This window comes from Paraburkholderia sp. RL17-347-BIC-D (assembly GCF_046027915.1).
Lineage (GTDB): Bacteria > Pseudomonadota > Gammaproteobacteria > Burkholderiales > Burkholderiaceae > Paraburkholderia.
Window position 1 is genome coordinate 145,874 of the sequence record NZ_JARESS010000007.1, and the last position, 16,567, is coordinate 162,440.

Here is a 16,567-nt window from a genome sequence, read left to right on the forward strand (position 1 = left end):
GCGAGTTTCCGAACGCCATACGATCCATGAACTCCCGGCTAGTTCGACTTGCGGCGTAGTGGCTCGGCTAAAAGGAGCTAAGTGGTGAACGGCGCCCCCCTGTTTGTAATTGCTCAATTTCGCAGTTTATGCGCATAAACTGTCCTACCGACTTTTCGCAATAGTCGGATTTCTCATGCGGCGCAGCCTCCAATCTACGCATGCTGTGCACAAGCGTCCTCCGTGCTCGTGGGTTTAGCTGGTGCCTACGCTACTCGGCTCTCGTGTAGCTCATTGCACCGATCATCGTGTCAACGCATTGAACTGCGGGCCGGCTCTCTCTCGCAAATCACGGTTACGGCAGAGCCCGCTGCCGGGCTTTATGCGCATAAATCTTGCGGCCAGTTCCGGCGACCTATCACGGGTTCATCGGCAGCGCATGTCACGTTGCCGACAACGCTCGCGTTGATGAAGACAGCGATCCGGACACGGCGCGAGCGCAATCGAATTGGTGCCATGCAGGCCAAACCGGTCAGCCGGCACATCGCCCCAGCACCCTCTCTCAACCTCAACAGCGCCTCCATCACCGCGCCTCCATCCTTTATGCGCATAAACCTATCCGAACGGCTAATCCTTCTCGTGTTTACACAAAAACGATTGAAATACAAATTCATCCAGGTAAAATCCATTTGCGTCTAAAAAGAGGAGGTGAAGATTGGCAGCTGAAATCATCGCGGTAACTCAGCAGAAGGGCGGGGTCGGGAAGAGCACAATCGCGATGCACCTCGGCGCTGCATTTCATGAGAAAGGCAAACGCGTCCTCGTCGTAGACGCAGATGGTCAAAACACGCTGATCCACTGGGCCAGTGCATCATCAGACGGCGACACCGGTATCCCCTTTCCAGTCGTCAACCTCTCCGAAGCAGGCAGCCAGATCCATCGCGAGATCAAGAAGTTCGTGTCTGACTACGACATCATCGTCGTCGACTGCCCGCCGTCTATCACCGAGAAAGTGTCCGGCGTCGTCCTTCTCGCTGCGAGCGTCGCGGTGATCCCAACATCGTCATCGCCCGCCGACTACTGGTCGAGTATCGGACTGGTGAAGCTTGTCCAGCAGGCTCAGGTCATGAACGAAGACCTGCGTGCGGTCTTCCTGCTCAATAAGACCGAAGAGAAACGGATGCTGACGCGCGAACTGAAGCGTGCGTTGGAAGAGCTCGGGTTCCCGCTGCTCAAAACACAGATCCCGACTCGCGAGGCCTACAAGCAGGCTATGGCGTTAGGGCAAACAGTGCTTCAGATGAATGATCGCGGCGCCAAGCTGGCCGCCATCGAAGTACGGGCATGCGCGAATGAGATCGCCGCCTTGCTCCCGTGAAATTTATGCGCATAAAGGACCCTGAATGAAACCCTCCCAATTCGCCAAAGGCTTTCAAGCGCGTCCTGATTCGACCAGCAGCGAAAAGCGAACTGCGCTCGATCGCCTGAACGCTATCGACGGACTGGTCAAGAATGACCCGAAGAATAGCGAGGCGGCGGGGCGTACCCTCGCGCCCGTCATGACATCGCAGAGCGTTGCCGAAGTCGACGCTGTTGACACAGCCAATGAATCGGCGGCCTACCGCACCTGGCGCAACGAGCACGGCTACCGGCCAGGCCAGGTCATCGAGCTGGCGCTTAAGACGATCAAGCCGAGCCCGTTCAATCCGCGGCACTTCTATCTGAAGTCGTCGATTGCCGAGCTCGCTGTCAATCTGGCAAAGCAGGGGCAGCAGCAGGCGATTCACGTCATCCCGGATTACGACAATCCCGGCACCTACTACGTCAGCGATGGCGGTCGACGCGTGCGGGCCCTGAAAGAAGCGAATAAGGAAACGGTCAAGGCGATCGTCATCGATCTGCCGATCGGTATCCAGAGCTACAAGCTCGGTTACGACCTCAACGTCCAGCGCGATTCGCAGACGGTGTTCGACAACGCGGTCGTATGGAAACGCTTTCTCGACGACCGCCATTTCCAGAGTCAGAAGGAACTCGCCGAACACCTCGGGCTAGACGAGTCGACCGTTGCAGTCGCCTTGTCGATTGCCAAATTGCCTGAGGTCGTCATGCACGAGATGGTCGCGCGACCAGACCGCTTCGGCTCGAACATGGCGTATCAGGTGGGGCGTTATCACACTGCCCGCGGCGCCGATGCAACGCTGCGTCTGATCAACAAGATCCTCTCGGACGATCTGAGTACGCGGCAAGTCGCAGACATCGTCAAGGGGAGGGCGAGCGCTCAGGAAAGCACCAAACCAGCGGGCCGGCAACGCTATGCGCAACGTCTGGAAATCAAACTCGACGGTGTGTCGGTCGGCGATCTCAAATCGTACGGGGATGATCGAATCGAACTGCGTCTGAAGGGGCTCACGCGTGAAAAGCGCGACGACATCCTTCGCCAGATTGAAAAGATGTTGAAGTAAGAAAGATTGGTACAGAGATGGGGCACGCGGCAGCCAAGAGCCGCGCCCCGCTCGCTAGATGATTACGCCGCGCGCGATTGGCTAAGCGTGAAGGCTAGCAGGTCACCGTCAGTAGGCTCGCCCCAAGTCTTGCGAGCCAGCCAATCGAAGAATGCCGTTTCGACAATCTTCGAATCCAGCCCGCGGCGGCGCCAGTCGTCGCGCATGTGCGTGCCGAGTCCCGGCAATTCATCTTCTTCAAACGACTGCCGCGCGATCTCCCGCTCGTACTCACCTTGTTCGTCGTACAACTCGCGCGCTTCCTTGCGGCGATACGCCGAGTACTCGCCGAGCAGACGCGCCTTGAGGTCGTCGGCCGGCGCAGCAACCGCAGCCTTGCCGCCACCACTCGACGGCAACGCTTCGACCGGCGGCGCGTAACCTTTCTTCAATGCGTCCTTGAACAACGCGGGCGCACTGCGCACCGGCGGCAACGACGTGCTGCGCATGCGTTGCTCGGTCATCTGCAGCGCGGCGCGAATGCGATTTTCTTCGCTGTCGGCGTAGAGCGTTTGCGCTTCTTTCAGCGGGATGCCGATCTTCACCATCCGGTCGACCAGCGTACTGTCGAACACGTTCGGATGTTCGTCGAGCGCGAGCATCGGCTGCTTGCGTTCGGTCACGCGAAACTGGATCTCGGCGACCCGGCGTCCTTCCCGGTGCTCGATCAGTTCGACGAAGATGTTCGTAACGGCGTTGACCTCGGCGATGGCCGGGCGCAAGTAATCACGTTTGAAGTATTTGTACTCGCGCTTCGCTTCATCGCCCGCTTCCGTGTCCGGCGTGCCGGAGAGGATAGGGCGCCACCACTCCCACGTCTCGCGCATCGTCAGATGGCTCGGGTTGGTCAGGTAGCGCACGCAAATCTCGTACAGCGCGAGACCCGCGCTACTGCGCAACTGGCTCTGGAACTGGAGACTCAAGCGGGCATACTGAACCGGATCGAGCAGTTTCTTCTTGATCTTCGGTGCGAACGAGAATTCCACCCAGACACGGCGGGTGGTGGGGTCTTCGAGAATTTCCGCGTCGGCAATCAGCGTGGAAATACCCCATTTCCGCCCCGGCTTCTGACTGGACGTGCCGGTGCTCCATTCGACCTGCACCGACACCATGCGCCGCAAGTGCTCCTTGACGAGCGCGGTGTCGTTGGAATCAAACGCGGAGTTCGCGACGATATCGGACAGCAAGGCCCGATACGTGTCGCCGGATTCGTCCGCTTGCTGAGCCACGGCGAGGAGCACGTTGAACAGTTTGCGGGTAAGGAGCGTGATTTTGCCGCTTTTAGGCTGAATCGCGATCGCCTCGACGGCTTTGCGCAATTCGGCCGAGCTCGGGCTGACTACGTCGGTCTTCTTCGCGCGCTTCGTGGCCATGCGTCTGGTCGAGGAGGGATTTGGCGAGAGCATACCGGCTGCGGTGATACGCGTCTATAGCGTGCATCTCACCGTTGCGGGTGAAGCGAGTTTACGAGGCGCGACTCACCTCGAGCAACTCCCGAAAACCCTCACCTCAGCCGTTTCGCGCCAGGTTCGGGCCATCCTTGCAGGTCGCGGGCCTGGCAAATTCGGACCATTTCCGCGGCGGGCGCGAACCGGCGCCATCTGATCCCGAATCTTCTCACCTCAAAAAATTTCGAGAATTTTGACGGGGCGCCCGCCGACCCGGTGCACTTGCGGTCGACCAAGTCGGTGAACAAGCTTCGAGCAATATTTGGCCAGCAGGGGAGGGCTGCGCCGGCGCAAAGCGTGCCACGCTGACAAGCCAAACGGTCGAATCGACGCCACCTTAACAAGCAACGCCTCCGCATGCGTGCTCCGCTGTGCGAAGAGCGCGCCGAGCACCGCTACAAGCCTGTCGCCGGCTTTCTTGACCCGCCCTGCACGCAGCTCTGCCCCATGCATTCACGCGACGCAGCAGCCCCACGCGGGATCTCTCCGCAGGCGTCGCAAGCTTTCCAACCGTGCACCCGGCCCAGATCGGCACCGCCTGAGCTTCGTGCATTGATGCCACTGCCACTTGTGCAACCGTTATAGGCAGTGGTCGACCAAGACGTCCTGACTCGATGGGTTCGAATCAACACTCTCGAAGCCCCCGAAAAAGCTCACCTTAATGCTAGCGGCATGCTTGGAACGACGCGGCCTTCAGGCATGTTGAACTCCCAAAGCACGGAAAAACGGTCCCGAAAAACCTCACCATAGGGCTATCTGAGGGTCCCCAAACCACCTAAAAAAGAGCCCCCGAAAAACCTCACCTTTGCGAAAGCAATCGAAAATACTCAATGATTTCATAATCTTATAGATTTCAGTTTAGCCGAGTCATCTGCGAACGCTCCCGTAAAACCTCACCTCAAAGCCGATTTCGGTGAATTCCCGCATTTTTGATCGCGGCCGTCGCAGTCCTGAAAAATCTCACCTTTCGATTTCAGCGACCGTAAAACGCAAACGACTTCGGCAGCGTCAGTAGGGCTTTTCCGGGCGATGGAAGCCATTTTGGTCCTGTATTTCCTCACCTTAACGATCGCCGAGCACCCAAACGACTCCTGAAAAACCTCACCTTTGATCCAAACCAGGTGCATTTCACGGACGGCGCGTGCCACAAAACCCGACCTCCCGAATTTCCTCACCGTTGGCAGGCAGCGATCGGCCAACTCATCGCCGTCGACTTTGGATTCAGCCCGAAAAGCAGCCTCGCTCCCGAAAACTCTCACCTTAGGCACCGGAATGCACAGAAATAAGGCAAAAATGCCACCCCTTCCCCGTAAAATCTCACCTTCGGTTCGCGTTTTCTCCCGACTTGACTCACCAATGGGGTTAACGAGTTCAAAATAAGGCCGAAATTGGGCGGACGAATCCATCCCGAAAGCGCTCACCTTCGCCTTGGTCGACTCTCGAACAGACTTTCGAGCGCCGCCGGGCGATCCACATCATTCAGGTCCTGCAAAACCTCACCTTTGGTCACACCGCACTTTTGGGGTGGCTCCTGAACCCGCTCACGTTCTGTCCCGGACCCGCTCACCGAGGCCCCCGAACCTCATCACTCGACATTCCCGCAAGACCTCACCACCTCTCCCGCAAAGCTTCACCTTACCGGGCTGGAACCCTTGCCAGATAAGGCTTTGCCATGGCGTTAACGTTTTTAACATGGGTTCAAAGGTGTTTACTTTTATTACTCTCTAGTATTTCCCCGCGTGTCCTTCGGACAAAGCCTTCCAACCAAAGTAGCCATGATGAAGCGCTCGTGAAACAGTGCACGATCGCTGTAAAATCTTTAAAAGCTCTTTCTTTACAAGACCTTATTGGCTATTCTTCGTTTTGTTTCACGGAAAAAATCAGCTAGCGCAAATCCGCCGACTCACTTCTAGCAACAAAACACGCCTATTCTCGAATCCATGTCCCAGCCCAACAAATGCGTAGCAAACAGTACGTAAATTGTTATGATTCATCCAATTCGAGCGACATCGAGGTATACATGAATCTGGATCAGGAACGGCAATCCATTCGAAACGAGCTTGAAGCTCTGCGAGCCAACGGGGCACGGCGACAAGAACTTTCGCTGCACGCATGCAAGCGACTGTTTTTTGATCTGGGAATCCGGCCCTCCATGGCCACCGTTCGTGATCTGACCCAGACCGGCAGCGCGAGCGACATTCCTAAGGACATCGACCACTTCTGGGAGCGCATCCGAAGTGTGTCGCGCGTGAAAGTTGGCACCGGCGCTATTCCGAAAGCACTCGAAGACCGTGCCGGCGAATTGCTGGGCGTACTTTTCGAAGAAGCCGTCGCTCATGCACGCACAACGCTCGACGACGAGCGCGAGGAAATTCGCGCGCAGATCACCGCCGCCGACCAGCGCGCTCGAGAAGCGGAAATTCGTCAGCAAGCATCGGAAGACGCGATCAAGCGCAGCGAATTGCGAGCGGAGGCCGCCTGGGAACGTGTTCGCGCGCTCGAAGCCGAGTTGTCGAGCACAACCACACACGGAAATGCTCACCAGGAGGGTTTACAGGCAACGGTGCGCCGACTCGATCACGAAAATGAAGCGCTTCGTCAACGGCTCGACACCGAACTCGCGACCAATGCAACGTTGCGGGACCGAATCGACGCATTGCACGTCGAATTGCGCCAAAGCACTGAACACTATGCGCAGCAGATCAAGGACGCCGTCGCCGAAGCCGAGCGGCGCGTCAAACCGATGCTGGTCGAGCTCGACTCCTTGCGCAGCATGGCGGGCACTTATCAGTCCGGGGTGCGCGACGCGAGCCGCAAAGAGTTTGAGTTTATTCAGCAAATCGCCGCGGCCAAGGCGCGCGGCGACCGGCTCGACGCTCAGCTGCGCGAGCAATCCGACGAAGTAGACGCGCTCACGAAAGAGGTCGCCGTCCTGCGCGGTCAGCAAGGTATCGATCCGGCGATCGCGAGTCTGCTCTGCTCGCTGGTCGAAGCTGGCCGGCTGACGGGTGACGAATTAAGGGCGATCGGCACTGCGGCGGATGGCCATGTCGCCCTGCCGCTGCGGTGCCCAAAATGTGAGGAAGGTGAGCCGGAACTATCGCAGGTGGATCACCGCTTTGAACTGCAATGTCCGGAGTGCGATCACTCGTCGGGTCTCGGCAAATCTAGGCTGGAGGCGGTTAGCCGGTTTCTGTCGAGCGACCCGATTGCGGCGTCGGCGTGACGTTTGACGCGGTGCAATAATGGACAAATTGCCAAAGGTGAGGAAATTCGGGACCCGAAAGGTGAGGAGTTTCAGGACTCGGCGTCTCCCCTTTTCCTTGTCAAACGCCCGTCACGCCTAGGTGCTGGCAGCGGCGGAACGGCCGGATCAGGCACCTCTGCGGCAGGAGAATCCTGCTGATCCATCCAGTTTTGCCACGCGCGATACAGACGGTTCGCCGACACCGCCTGCACAAACCCCAGCCACTGCCCGACCAGTTCCGCCTCGACCCCGCTCTCGAACAGATCGGCCGCAAACGTGTTGCGCAATGTTTGCGGACTGGCTCGCGACGCTCGCGACTCGGCGATCCCGGCTCCGTCGATCAAGGCGTCGACCGCGCGCAGCATGGTGGCTTTATGCATCGGACGTCCGGAAGGCGATGCGGGAAAAACCAGATTACCCGCCAATTCCGACAGACGCCGTTCGGCGAGCCACGCGTCGAGAATCGCGGCGGCGAAAGGTGCGAGCCGAGTGCGCCGCGTCAGCATCGGATTGGCCGACTCGATTGTTACCCAAGGTGATCCCACATTCACGCAACTAACCGTAAGCGAAGCAGCCTCGCCCGTTTTCAATCCACCGCCTAAAAACACGGCGATCAAAGCGCGGTCGCGCCGCTCCCGCCAACGTTGCGCCGCAGACAAATCCGGCAACGGCGAAAACAGATGCGCGATCAATGCGGTTCGTTCGGCGTGGTTGAGAAAGCCGGTCGGCTCGTTATCGCGCGCGTTTCGCCACGCTGCTTCGCCATCCTGAGCAATGAAGCGTGCCGGATTGGTCGAAGCGGATTCGATCTCGCGCACATGATCGAGCACTCGCTCGATCAGCCGCAAATACCGTACACGTTGAGTCTTTTTGACGTCGAGTCCGACGACGAATTCGGCAATCGCGTGAGCTTCGACCGTGACCAGACTCTGTTGACGCGCGCTCAGCCAATCGAGAAAAAGCCCCCACTGCGCCTGGTAGACTTCAGCTGAAGAACGGCGGAAATGTTGTTTGGCTAGCCATGCGTCGAACGCGATTTGCGGGTCGCGGCGCCAGTCTTCACGTTGCTGATCGAAGAGATCCGTGGACGGCGCTGGACGCGGGACCGGGTCGGTCAGGTGAGGAGGTGACATGGGTTATTCTTCCGTTAGTTGCACCCATTGTAGGTGGCAACGGATGGAAATGCAGCCCGGATTCAGTCGCCCCAAGCGCGAGCATGTTTCAAAGGGGCGTTCTCCGACGACGACGGCTGCGCAGCCCGCCGTGCCGCTTCTTCATAAGCACTGACCGCGAACGCGAACACCGCCGGCAGTGCCGTGGACGTGCCGAAGTCCACCGCCTCGTCCGTTTCCGGATACGGCAAATCGGACGGTCGTTGAAAAAGACCCAGCATCACCGCGTCGTGCCGGCTGGCGAAGCCGAGGTCAGCCAGCGCTTCGGCTTCGATGGCATGCAGCAAACGCCAGGTGAGCGGCACCTGTTGCACGATGTAGCGCGCAGCAATATTGCGGACGATGTGTTCGAGATCACGCGCTGCGGTTTGATAGCGCAGCGCAGCCAGAGCGTGGTCGGTCGAGTCGGTTGTCAGCTTGTTCATGATCGGCTCCAGTCGATACCCTGTACTGTACAAATATACAGTGTCGGATGCAACCTCGGGCGAAGTCCCGATTCCGCCAACAACTAGCCACGGTGCGCCGGAAGATCAGCCGTGAATTACCACCAGCAGCGCCTTCGCCTCGCCCTTGCCGGCGTTGCGGATCGCGTGCGGCTCGTCGGCGACATAACGCGCGGTGTCCGCCGCCTTGAGCCGTTTCGTCGCGCCTGCCGCCTCGATTTCGATCGATCCTTGCAGCACGGTCAGATGCTCGCGCGTGCCGGGTTCGTGCGCGTTCGACACCAGCGCCCCACTTGGCTGCAGCGTCAATTCGTACCACTCGAACTTGCCGGCCAGCTCGATTGGCCCCCACACTCGCAATTGATACTTGGCGTCGTGCCCGCTCAAAGTGGGAATCTCGTGCGGCCCGGAGACAGCGATCGCTTCCGGCGTCTTTTGTGGCGCGAACAGCGAATCGAGGCTGACGCCGAGCGCATTGGTCAGCCGCCAGGCGACCGCGATGGTCGGATTGGCCTTGTCGCGCTCGATCTCCGAGAGCATCGATTTCGACACGCCGGCCGCACGCGACAGATCGTCCAGCGTCATGCGCCGTTCGGCGCGCAAACGCTGAATCTGTTCGCCGACGCGCGGCGGCGCCGCGACTGCCGGGACCGAAGTTGCGCCTGGGATGGGCGCCGCGTTGGCCGCGGCGCGGCGGATACCCGAACTTGCCATTTCCTGACCCATCGTTTAGAGTTGTTCGACATACCGGATTTTAGTTCGGAAAAACGAAAAAATCCGATAAAACTGACAGCCGACTATAACAGGCCGCCTCGTGGTCGCACATGCCGAACACGCTGACACGGGCGCTATCACCCCTTTTCAGGAGTCTGGTTCATGCGTGACCTTTACCTCGCCCATCTGCGCGGCACCCTCGAGCAGATTCGCGCTGACGGCTTTTACAAGAACGAGCGCGTGATCGCCAGCCCGCAATCGGCCGACATTCGTCTGGCTAACGGCACGGACGTGCTGAATTTCTGCGCCAACAACTACCTCGGCCTCGCCGGCGACGCACGGCTGATCGAGGCCGCCAAGCAAGGTCTCGACAACGACGGCTTCGGCATGGCGTCCGTGCGCTTCATCTGCGGCACGCAAACCGTGCACAAGGATCTGGAACACGCGCTCGCCGCGTTCCTGCAAACCGACGATTGCATCCTCTACTCCAGCTGCTTCGATGCAAACGGCGGCCTGTTCGAAACGCTGCTCGACGAAAACGACGCGATCATCAGCGACGAACTGAACCACGCGAGCATCATCGACGGCGTGCGGCTTTCGAAGGCGAAGCGCTTTCGCTACAAGAACAACGATCTCGCCGATCTCGAAGCGAAGCTGATCGAAGCGGAGGCCGCCGGCGCGCGCTTCAAACTGATCGCGACCGACGGCGTGTTCTCCATGGACGGCATCATCGCCGACCTCGCCGGCATCTGCGATCTGGCCGACCGTTACGGCGCGCTCGTGATGGTCGACGACTCGCACGCGGTGGGTTTTGTCGGCGAACACGGGCGCGGCACGCCGGAACATTGTGGCGTGCTGTCGCGCATCGACATCATCACCGGCACGCTGGGTAAGGCGCTCGGCGGTGCATCGGGCGGTTACGTGGCCGCACGCAAGGAGATCGTGGAGTTGCTGCGTCAGCGCTCGCGTCCCTATCTGTTCTCGAACACGCTGACGCCGAGCATTGCCGCCGCTTCGCTGAAAGTACTCGAACTGCTGGCGAGCGAAGAAGGCGCGCAATTGCGCGCGCGCGTGCGCGAAAACGGCGCGCACTTCCGCAGCAAGATGAGTGCGCTCGGTTTCACGCTCGTGCCCGGCGAACATCCGATCATTCCCGTCATGCTCGGCGACGCGCAACTCGCTTCGAAAATGGCCGATGCGCTCCTGAAGGAAGGCGTGTACGTGATCGGCTTCTCGTTCCCGGTGGTGCCGAAAGGCCGCGCACGCATTCGCACGCAGATGAGCGCCGCGCACACGCCCGAACAGATCGACCGCGCGGTGGATGCATTCGCGCGCGTCGGCCGTGAACTCGGTGTCATCTAATACGGAGGCGCACATGAAAGCATTGGCAAAACTTGAACGCGCTCCCGGCCTCACGCTCACGGACGTCAAGAAACCCGAAGTCGGCCACAACGACGTGATGATCCGCATCACGCGCACCGCGATTTGCGGCACCGATATTCACATCTGGAAGTGGGACGACTGGGCGCAAAAAACGATTCCCGTGCCGATGCATGTCGGCCACGAATACGTGGGCGAAATCGTCGAAATGGGCCAGGAAGTGCGCGGCTTTGCAATCGGCGATCGCGTGTCGGGCGAAGGACATATCACCTGTGGCTTCTGCCGCAATTGTCGCGCGGGCCGCCGGCATTTGTGCCGCAATACGGTGGGCGTCGGCGTGAATCGTGAAGGCGCGTTTGCCGAGTATCTGGTGATTCCCGCATTCAACGCATTCAAGATTCCGCCCGAGATTTCCGACGACCTCGCCGCGATTTTCGACCCGTTCGGCAACGCCACGCACACTGCGCTGTCGTTCAATCTGGTCGGCGAAGACGTGTTGATTACCGGCGCCGGACCCATCGGCATCATGGCGGTGGCGATCGCGAAACACGTGGGCGCGCGCAATGTCGTGATCACCGACGTCAACGACTATCGCCTCGAACTCGCGCGCAAGATGGGCGCGACGCGTGCGGTCAACGTCTCGCGCGAATCGTTGCGCGACGTGATGGCGGACCTGCATATGACCGAAGGTTTCGACGTCGGGCTGGAAATGTCCGGTGTGCCGAGCGCCTTCACCGGCATGCTCGAAGCGATGAACCACGGCGGCAAGATCGCGCTGCTCGGCATTCCGCCCGCGCAGACCGCGATCGACTGGACTCAGGTCATCTTCAAAGGCCTTGAAATCAAGGGCATTTACGGACGCGAGATGTTCGAGACCTGGTACAAGATGGTCGCGATGCTGCAAAGCGGCCTGGATCTCTCGCCGATCCTCACGCACCATTTCAAGGTCGACGACTATCAGGAAGCGTTCGCCACGATGCTCTCTGGCGAAAGCGGCAAGGTGATTCTCGACTGGACGGCCTCATGAGTTAACACGCGCCGACGCGCGACCACGCTTGCAGTCTCAGCGTGCAGCAAAAAAGCGCTTGGACCAACGCCCGCACCGCGCTCACCCGCCTGCGGGCGTTTTAACGAACTCGGCCTGAATGCGCACATGAATATCGTCGCCGACGGCCGGATACCACGTCGCCAGGCCGAACTTCGCGCGACTGAAATGACCCTCGGCCGAAAAGCCGAGCGTGTCTTTCTTCGTGAGCGGATCGGGGGCAAAACCATTGAAGGCGACGTCGAGCGAGACCGGTTGTGTGACACCATGAATCGTCAGATCGCCGGTCAACGTGCCGCGCGATTCGCCCGTGCGCTCAAAACGCGTGCTGACGAAGCGAATCTCCGGATAGCGCTCCACGTCGAGCATGTTGGCGCTCTTCACCATTTTGTCGAGCAAAGGCACATTCGTATCGATGCTCGCGGCGTCGATCGTCACCGACGTCGTGCTCTTGTCCAGACCGCCTTCGTTCCAGTCGAGTTCGCCCTTCTTGCGATCGAAACGCGCCGTGAAGCGCGAATACTTGAAATGATCGATGTCGAAGGTAATGCTGCAATGATCCGGATCGATTTCGTAGCGGCCGGGCGGCACGCGTGTTTCGTTCTGGCTGACCGTATGCGTGAGCACTTGCACGGGCGTGCAGGCCACCGCCGTCAGTAGTGTTGCGCTGAGCAGGGCGCGCATGAAGGTGGCGCGGAGAGTCAGTGTACTCATGAAGTTCGTTCCCGTTGACCGATCGTGCTCAAGATAACAGTTCGCGCACCCAACCTGCAAAAACGCAAAAGACTTGACGAGGGAGAATGATCGTTCTACCCTTCGTCCATGGCTACCGAAACTCACACTGAATCAGTCGCACCCGGCAGCGCGCGCGAGCGGCTGCTGGACGCGGCTGAAGCGCTGATCTACGCCGGCGGCATTCACGCAACCGGCGTGGACGCGATCGTCAAGCAGTCCGGCGCGGCGCGCAAAAGCTTTTACACGCATTTCGAATCGAAAGATGCGCTCGTGGCCGCCGCGCTCGACCGGCGCGACAAACGCTGGATGAACTGGTTTATCGCGGGCACGCAACGGCATGGCAAGACGGCGCGCAAACGCCTGCTCGGCATGTTCGAGGTGCTGCGCGAATGGTTTGCATCGGAGGATTTTCACGGTTGCGCATTTCTGAACGCATCCGGTGAAATTGCCTCCGCGGACGACCCGATCCGGATCGTCGCGCGCCATCACAAGGAACGCCTGCTGGCGTTCGTGCAAACCGAATGTGATGCATTCGCGGCGGAGTCGGACATCGACGCCCGTCGCACGGCGCGCTTGTCGCGTCAATGGCTGATCTTGCTCGACGGCGCCATTGCCGTGGCACTGGTGAGCGGCGAGCCCGATGCCGCCCTCGACGCGCAAGCTGCAGCCCAAGTCCTGCTCGACGCGGAGTGCGCGGGCGACCCAGGCATCCCGCCAAGCAAACGACCGCCATCCCGGCGAACCGCAACCTGACTGAGGAATTACCATGGCCGACTCGATTGAAACCCGCCCGCCGCTGCCGCCCTTCACACGCGAAACCGCAATCCAGAAAGTGCGCGCCGCGGAAGACGGCTGGAATACCCGCGACCCCGAGCGCGTGTCGCTCGCCTACACGGTGGATAGCGTGTGGCGCAACCGCGCCGAGTTCACGCATGGTCGCGCGGAGATTGTCGGCTTGTTGCGCCGCAAATGGGCGAGAGAACTCGACTACCGTTTGATCAAGGAACTGTGGGCGTTTACGGATAACCGCATCGCCGTGCGCTTTGCCTATGAATGGCACGACGATTCGAACAACTGGTTCCGCTCGTACGGCAATGAGAACTGGGAATTCGACGAACACGGACTGATGGCGCACCGTCACGCCAGCATCAACGATATGCCGATTCGCGAAGCGGACCGTCTTTACCACTGGCCGCTCGGCCGCCGCCCCGACGACCATCCCAGTCTGTCCGATCTCGGTCTCTGACCTGGCGCAGGTGAACGCGCGATGCGCGTTCACCGCTCTGCCATCGGTTCTCCGTTACTGTTATCTCTGCGCGTCCGGGCACGTGTTGTGCCCGCGCGCCCGAGCGTGTCCTCAACATCGCGTGTGCGGCTTGAGGTACAGTGCGCGACGGACGGCATGCAAGCATACCCAGAACATAGATGACGCCGGCGCTCGACCGGTGGCGGAGAGGACATGCATTTTCGGCAGATCAACAAGAATATCCGACGTACCGCAGTGGCGCTCGTTGCCAGCCTCGCCGCTGCGACGGCCGCCCATGCGGGCAATTGGTGCGAGGGCGGCGTATGGGTCGACGCCATGCTGGGTTCGTATCACATCAACCCTGATCCAAACACGCATTTCGAGCAGTTCAATCCGGGTCTCGGCGTCGAATGCTGGCTCAATAACCAATGGGCGTTGACTGCCGGTGGCTTTCGCAACTCGCTGCGCCGGCCTTCCTACTATGGCGGCGGGGTGTGGGCGCCGGAGTTCGCGCACTGGGGCATCGTGCGGATCGCGGCGATCGGCGGCATCATCTCGGGCTATAACTACGGCAACTGGGGCTTGGGCCGCGACCATACGATCGGGCCGGTGGTCGCGCCGATCGTCATGGTCGAATACAAGCGTGTGGGCGCGAACTTCATCGTGATTCCGCCGATCCCTTCCGATAATCTTCCGTTCACCGTTGGGTTTCAATTGAAGGTGAAGTTCTAAGCAAACTATCGATATTCAGATAGCTTGCAATCATCCGAAGGCACCGGGCAACCAGCAGCCCGAATTACATTTTCGGTCGATTACTGCTTGCAGCAATACGTGCAACTATCGGCACCAAACGAGGGTTGAACGCCGGGATCGAGCTACCACGACATTCAGCTCGAGCGACGATTGCATCAATGGTGACTCGTGCGACTGCGCGGTGTGCTCGCTTCGCGAAGTGCTTCAGACGGCGATCGCTCACAGGATGCCGCGCCCAGATCAGCGCTGCAAACCAACCGATCACCGTCCATCCGAGCAAGACGTTCACCATGGTCACCGCAAAGGCGTCTTTGCGTTCTCTGGCGTCCGCAATCATTGCGGGCGCCAGATACAGCATCAGGGCACCCAGAACCACCGCACCTTCGATAATCTTCAACATTTCGACACCTCGCTACAGCCTCGGTACGCACACGACCTTCAGATTAGTGACCTGAGTACAAGCGACCAAGAGACTGGTCAGGTTGACGGCTGCCGGATTCCGAAGACGACCCAACTACGCCACCGTACGAATCATTGACCGAACCGACCGCATTGTTGCGTTCGACTGCGACCGTTTGTGCGCTCTGGCCGCGCTGCGACGCCGGGGCACCAACCGACGGGCGATACGAAGGTGCCGGACCATATCCGCTGGCAAATACGGGAGCAGCGAAAGCGGTAGTAGCTGCGACGAGCAAGGCTGCAAGAAGTTTGCTTTTCATGATGAATCTCCAATGCGATTTTTTAGAAGCACCGCGAGTCGAGTGAGACCCGCGCCGTTGACAAGTTGTACTTTAGACGGCGCCTATCTTTTTTCTATGCCAATAGCGTGAAATCACAGTTGCTGCAAACCAAACAATGAAGCGGAGTGCGGCCCATGGCGGGTTTCCGGGCATCACCGTGCTGAGAAAGGCCGATTACGAACAGCCTGCGGATGACCAAAAATTTGCGTTCAGGTCGAACCAAAGGGCGAAAACATGGATTCGCCCGCGGTGCTAGCATCGTTGACGGACAAGTTGTGACAACCGCGCAGTGCAGGCCCGACCTGCGAGTGGAGATCCGAAATGTCATCACGTATCGACAAGTCTTCGCTGGTGTTCGACAGCATCGAAAACGATGAGCACAACCGATGCGTGGACCTGTTCCTACGTTCGGACGGCACATACGGATTCGAAGAATTTCGTCGCGATGTCGAAGACGGCGGAGCCTGGACGCCGGTCCAATACTATTCGGGCGCTGTGTTTCCTTCGAAGGAGGAAGCGCTCGGCGCGGCAATCAAAGCAGTCGTCTGGCTTGCCGATAGGGTGGCTCGTTGAGGTGAGCCGTTCCAGGATGGTGAGGAATTCCAGGAGATAGCGCCGCACCGATAAATGGTGAGGAATTCCAGGAGATGACGCCGCCACGATCAAAGGTGAGGAATTCCAGGAGATGACGCGCATCACGGTCAACGGTGAAGCTTTCCAGGAGACAGACAGCTCAAACTTGCCGAGAGGTGAGCCGTCCCAGGAGCCGGAACAGCACCTTAACCACAAACAAGAGACGGCAAGGTGAGCCGTTCCAGGAGATCACCCGGCAAAGGTGAGCGATTCCAGGAGGTGAGTCAACGCCGCGCTGAATCCGCACCTGAGATAAGGTGAGGATTTCCAGGGAGTTCTATTCGTAGCGCCGACGGTGAAGCATCGAGCGCTCAAATACCTCACCTTGAAGCGTATCGGCGCAGCGCCGATGCTGCCCATCTGCTTACATCCTCTTCCATATACAAACAAAGCGTGAACGCGCCAGCTTGCCCGCGCAACGCTGCCGAGGTGTTCTCACATCGCGCGCGACAGCCCGACGCGATCACTTCGCTCGCCTTCAGATACGACACGCCGAGTATCGCGGAGACATGCGACGCAGCTAGTGCGCCG

The 16,567-nt window shown here is 59.5% G+C and carries 18 protein-coding genes; 10 read left to right on the forward strand and 8 right to left on the reverse strand.

What is annotated here, in order from left to right:
• The first annotated feature begins 447 nt into the window (after nt 1–447).
• Genes P0D96_RS12340 through P0D96_RS12350 form a run of 3 tightly spaced genes read left to right on the forward strand, consistent with a single transcriptional unit; the run spans nt 448 to nt 2,441 of the window.
• A complete protein-coding gene (locus P0D96_RS12340; protein ID WP_408313607.1) occupies nt 448–678 on the forward strand; it encodes a hypothetical protein in 231 nt (76 codons plus the stop codon).
• Between the two features lie 16 nt (nt 679–694).
• Entirely contained in the window at nt 695–1,357 is a 663-nt protein-coding gene (gene parA, locus P0D96_RS12345) for a ParA family partition ATPase (RefSeq protein ID WP_012428795.1), read from the forward strand.
• 25 nt (nt 1,358–1,382) lie between these two features.
• Nucleotides 1,383–2,441, forward strand: coding sequence for a ParB/RepB/Spo0J family partition protein (locus P0D96_RS12350; RefSeq protein WP_408284742.1), 1,059 nt, complete (start codon nt 1,383–1,385; stop codon nt 2,439–2,441).
• Between the two features lie 62 nt (nt 2,442–2,503).
• Here the strand turns inward: P0D96_RS12350 and P0D96_RS12355 are convergent, their stop codons facing one another.
• Nucleotides 2,504–3,853 (reverse strand): replication initiation protein, encoded by a 1,350-nt coding sequence (locus P0D96_RS12355; protein WP_408313608.1) that lies wholly within the window; start codon nt 3,851–3,853, stop codon nt 2,504–2,506.
• 968 nt (nt 3,854–4,821) lie between these two features.
• Nucleotides 4,822–5,334 (reverse strand): hypothetical protein, encoded by a 513-nt coding sequence (locus tag P0D96_RS12360; RefSeq protein ID WP_408177590.1) that lies wholly within the window; start codon nt 5,332–5,334, stop codon nt 4,822–4,824.
• 614 nt (nt 5,335–5,948) lie between these two features.
• On the opposite strand from P0D96_RS12360, the gene P0D96_RS12365 reads away from it, so the two are divergent.
• A complete protein-coding gene (locus P0D96_RS12365) occupies nt 5,949–7,154 on the forward strand; it encodes a DNA-binding protein (protein ID WP_408284746.1) in 1,206 nt (401 codons plus the stop codon).
• A gap of 71 nt (nt 7,155–7,225) precedes the next feature.
• On the opposite strand, the gene P0D96_RS12370 is transcribed toward P0D96_RS12365, so the two are convergent.
• From P0D96_RS12370 to P0D96_RS12380, 3 genes are all read right to left on the reverse strand, one after another.
• The gene (locus P0D96_RS12370) at nt 7,226–8,308 is read right to left on the reverse strand and encodes a tyrosine-type recombinase/integrase (protein ID WP_408177592.1); all 1,083 of its coding nucleotides are present in this window, start codon (nt 8,306–8,308) and stop codon (nt 7,226–7,228) included.
• A 62-nt stretch (nt 8,309–8,370) separates the two neighbouring features.
• Nucleotides 8,371–8,772: a DUF2471 family protein gene (locus P0D96_RS12375; protein WP_408177593.1), complete on the reverse strand. Its 402-nt coding sequence runs from the start codon at nt 8,770–8,772 to the stop codon at nt 8,371–8,373.
• A 105-nt stretch (nt 8,773–8,877) separates the two neighbouring features.
• Complete coding sequence (locus P0D96_RS12380) at nt 8,878–9,516, reverse strand: helix-turn-helix domain-containing protein (RefSeq protein WP_132383408.1); 639 nt, start codon at nt 9,514–9,516, stop codon at nt 8,878–8,880.
• Nucleotides 9,517–9,666: 150 nt separating this feature from the next.
• Here P0D96_RS12380 and P0D96_RS12385 point away from each other — a divergent pair, with 150 nt between their 5' ends.
• Both P0D96_RS12385 and tdh read left to right on the forward strand, forming a co-directional pair.
• On the forward strand, nt 9,667–10,866 hold the full coding sequence (locus P0D96_RS12385; RefSeq protein WP_132383410.1) for a glycine C-acetyltransferase: 1,200 nt from the start codon (nt 9,667–9,669) through the stop codon (nt 10,864–10,866).
• Between the two features lie 13 nt (nt 10,867–10,879).
• A complete protein-coding gene (gene tdh, locus P0D96_RS12390; RefSeq protein ID WP_408313611.1) occupies nt 10,880–11,911 on the forward strand; it encodes an L-threonine 3-dehydrogenase in 1,032 nt (343 codons plus the stop codon).
• 81 nt (nt 11,912–11,992) lie between these two features.
• Here the strand turns inward: tdh and P0D96_RS12395 are convergent, their stop codons facing one another.
• Nucleotides 11,993–12,643 carry a YceI family protein gene (locus tag P0D96_RS12395; RefSeq protein ID WP_408313613.1) on the reverse strand — a complete coding sequence of 217 codons (651 nt, stop codon included), beginning with the start codon at nt 12,641–12,643 and terminating at the stop codon, nt 11,993–11,995.
• A gap of 108 nt (nt 12,644–12,751) precedes the next feature.
• On the opposite strand from P0D96_RS12395, the gene P0D96_RS12400 reads away from it, so the two are divergent.
• The 3 genes from P0D96_RS12400 to P0D96_RS12410 all read left to right on the forward strand — a co-directional run bounded on the left by P0D96_RS12400 (nt 12,752) and on the right by P0D96_RS12410 (nt 14,642).
• Complete coding sequence (locus P0D96_RS12400; protein WP_408313615.1) at nt 12,752–13,417, forward strand: TetR/AcrR family transcriptional regulator; 666 nt, start codon at nt 12,752–12,754, stop codon at nt 13,415–13,417.
• A gap of 13 nt (nt 13,418–13,430) precedes the next feature.
• Complete coding sequence (locus tag P0D96_RS12405) at nt 13,431–13,910, forward strand: nuclear transport factor 2 family protein (RefSeq protein WP_132383417.1); 480 nt, start codon at nt 13,431–13,433, stop codon at nt 13,908–13,910.
• A 213-nt stretch (nt 13,911–14,123) separates the two neighbouring features.
• Complete coding sequence (locus tag P0D96_RS12410; RefSeq protein WP_408313617.1) at nt 14,124–14,642, forward strand: hypothetical protein; 519 nt, start codon at nt 14,124–14,126, stop codon at nt 14,640–14,642.
• A 64-nt stretch (nt 14,643–14,706) separates the two neighbouring features.
• On the opposite strand, the gene P0D96_RS12415 is transcribed toward P0D96_RS12410, so the two are convergent.
• Both P0D96_RS12415 and P0D96_RS12420 read right to left on the reverse strand, forming a co-directional pair.
• Complete coding sequence (locus P0D96_RS12415) at nt 14,707–15,063, reverse strand: superinfection immunity protein (RefSeq protein WP_408177599.1); 357 nt, start codon at nt 15,061–15,063, stop codon at nt 14,707–14,709.
• Between the two features lie 43 nt (nt 15,064–15,106).
• Nucleotides 15,107–15,382, reverse strand: coding sequence for a hypothetical protein (locus P0D96_RS12420; protein WP_408313619.1), 276 nt, complete (start codon nt 15,380–15,382; stop codon nt 15,107–15,109).
• Between the two features lie 342 nt (nt 15,383–15,724).
• Between P0D96_RS12420 and P0D96_RS12425 the strand changes: the two genes are divergently transcribed.
• Nucleotides 15,725–15,976 carry a hypothetical protein gene (locus tag P0D96_RS12425; RefSeq protein WP_132383423.1) on the forward strand — a complete coding sequence of 84 codons (252 nt, stop codon included), beginning with the start codon at nt 15,725–15,727 and terminating at the stop codon, nt 15,974–15,976.
• Nucleotides 15,977–16,567 lie beyond the last annotated feature (591 nt).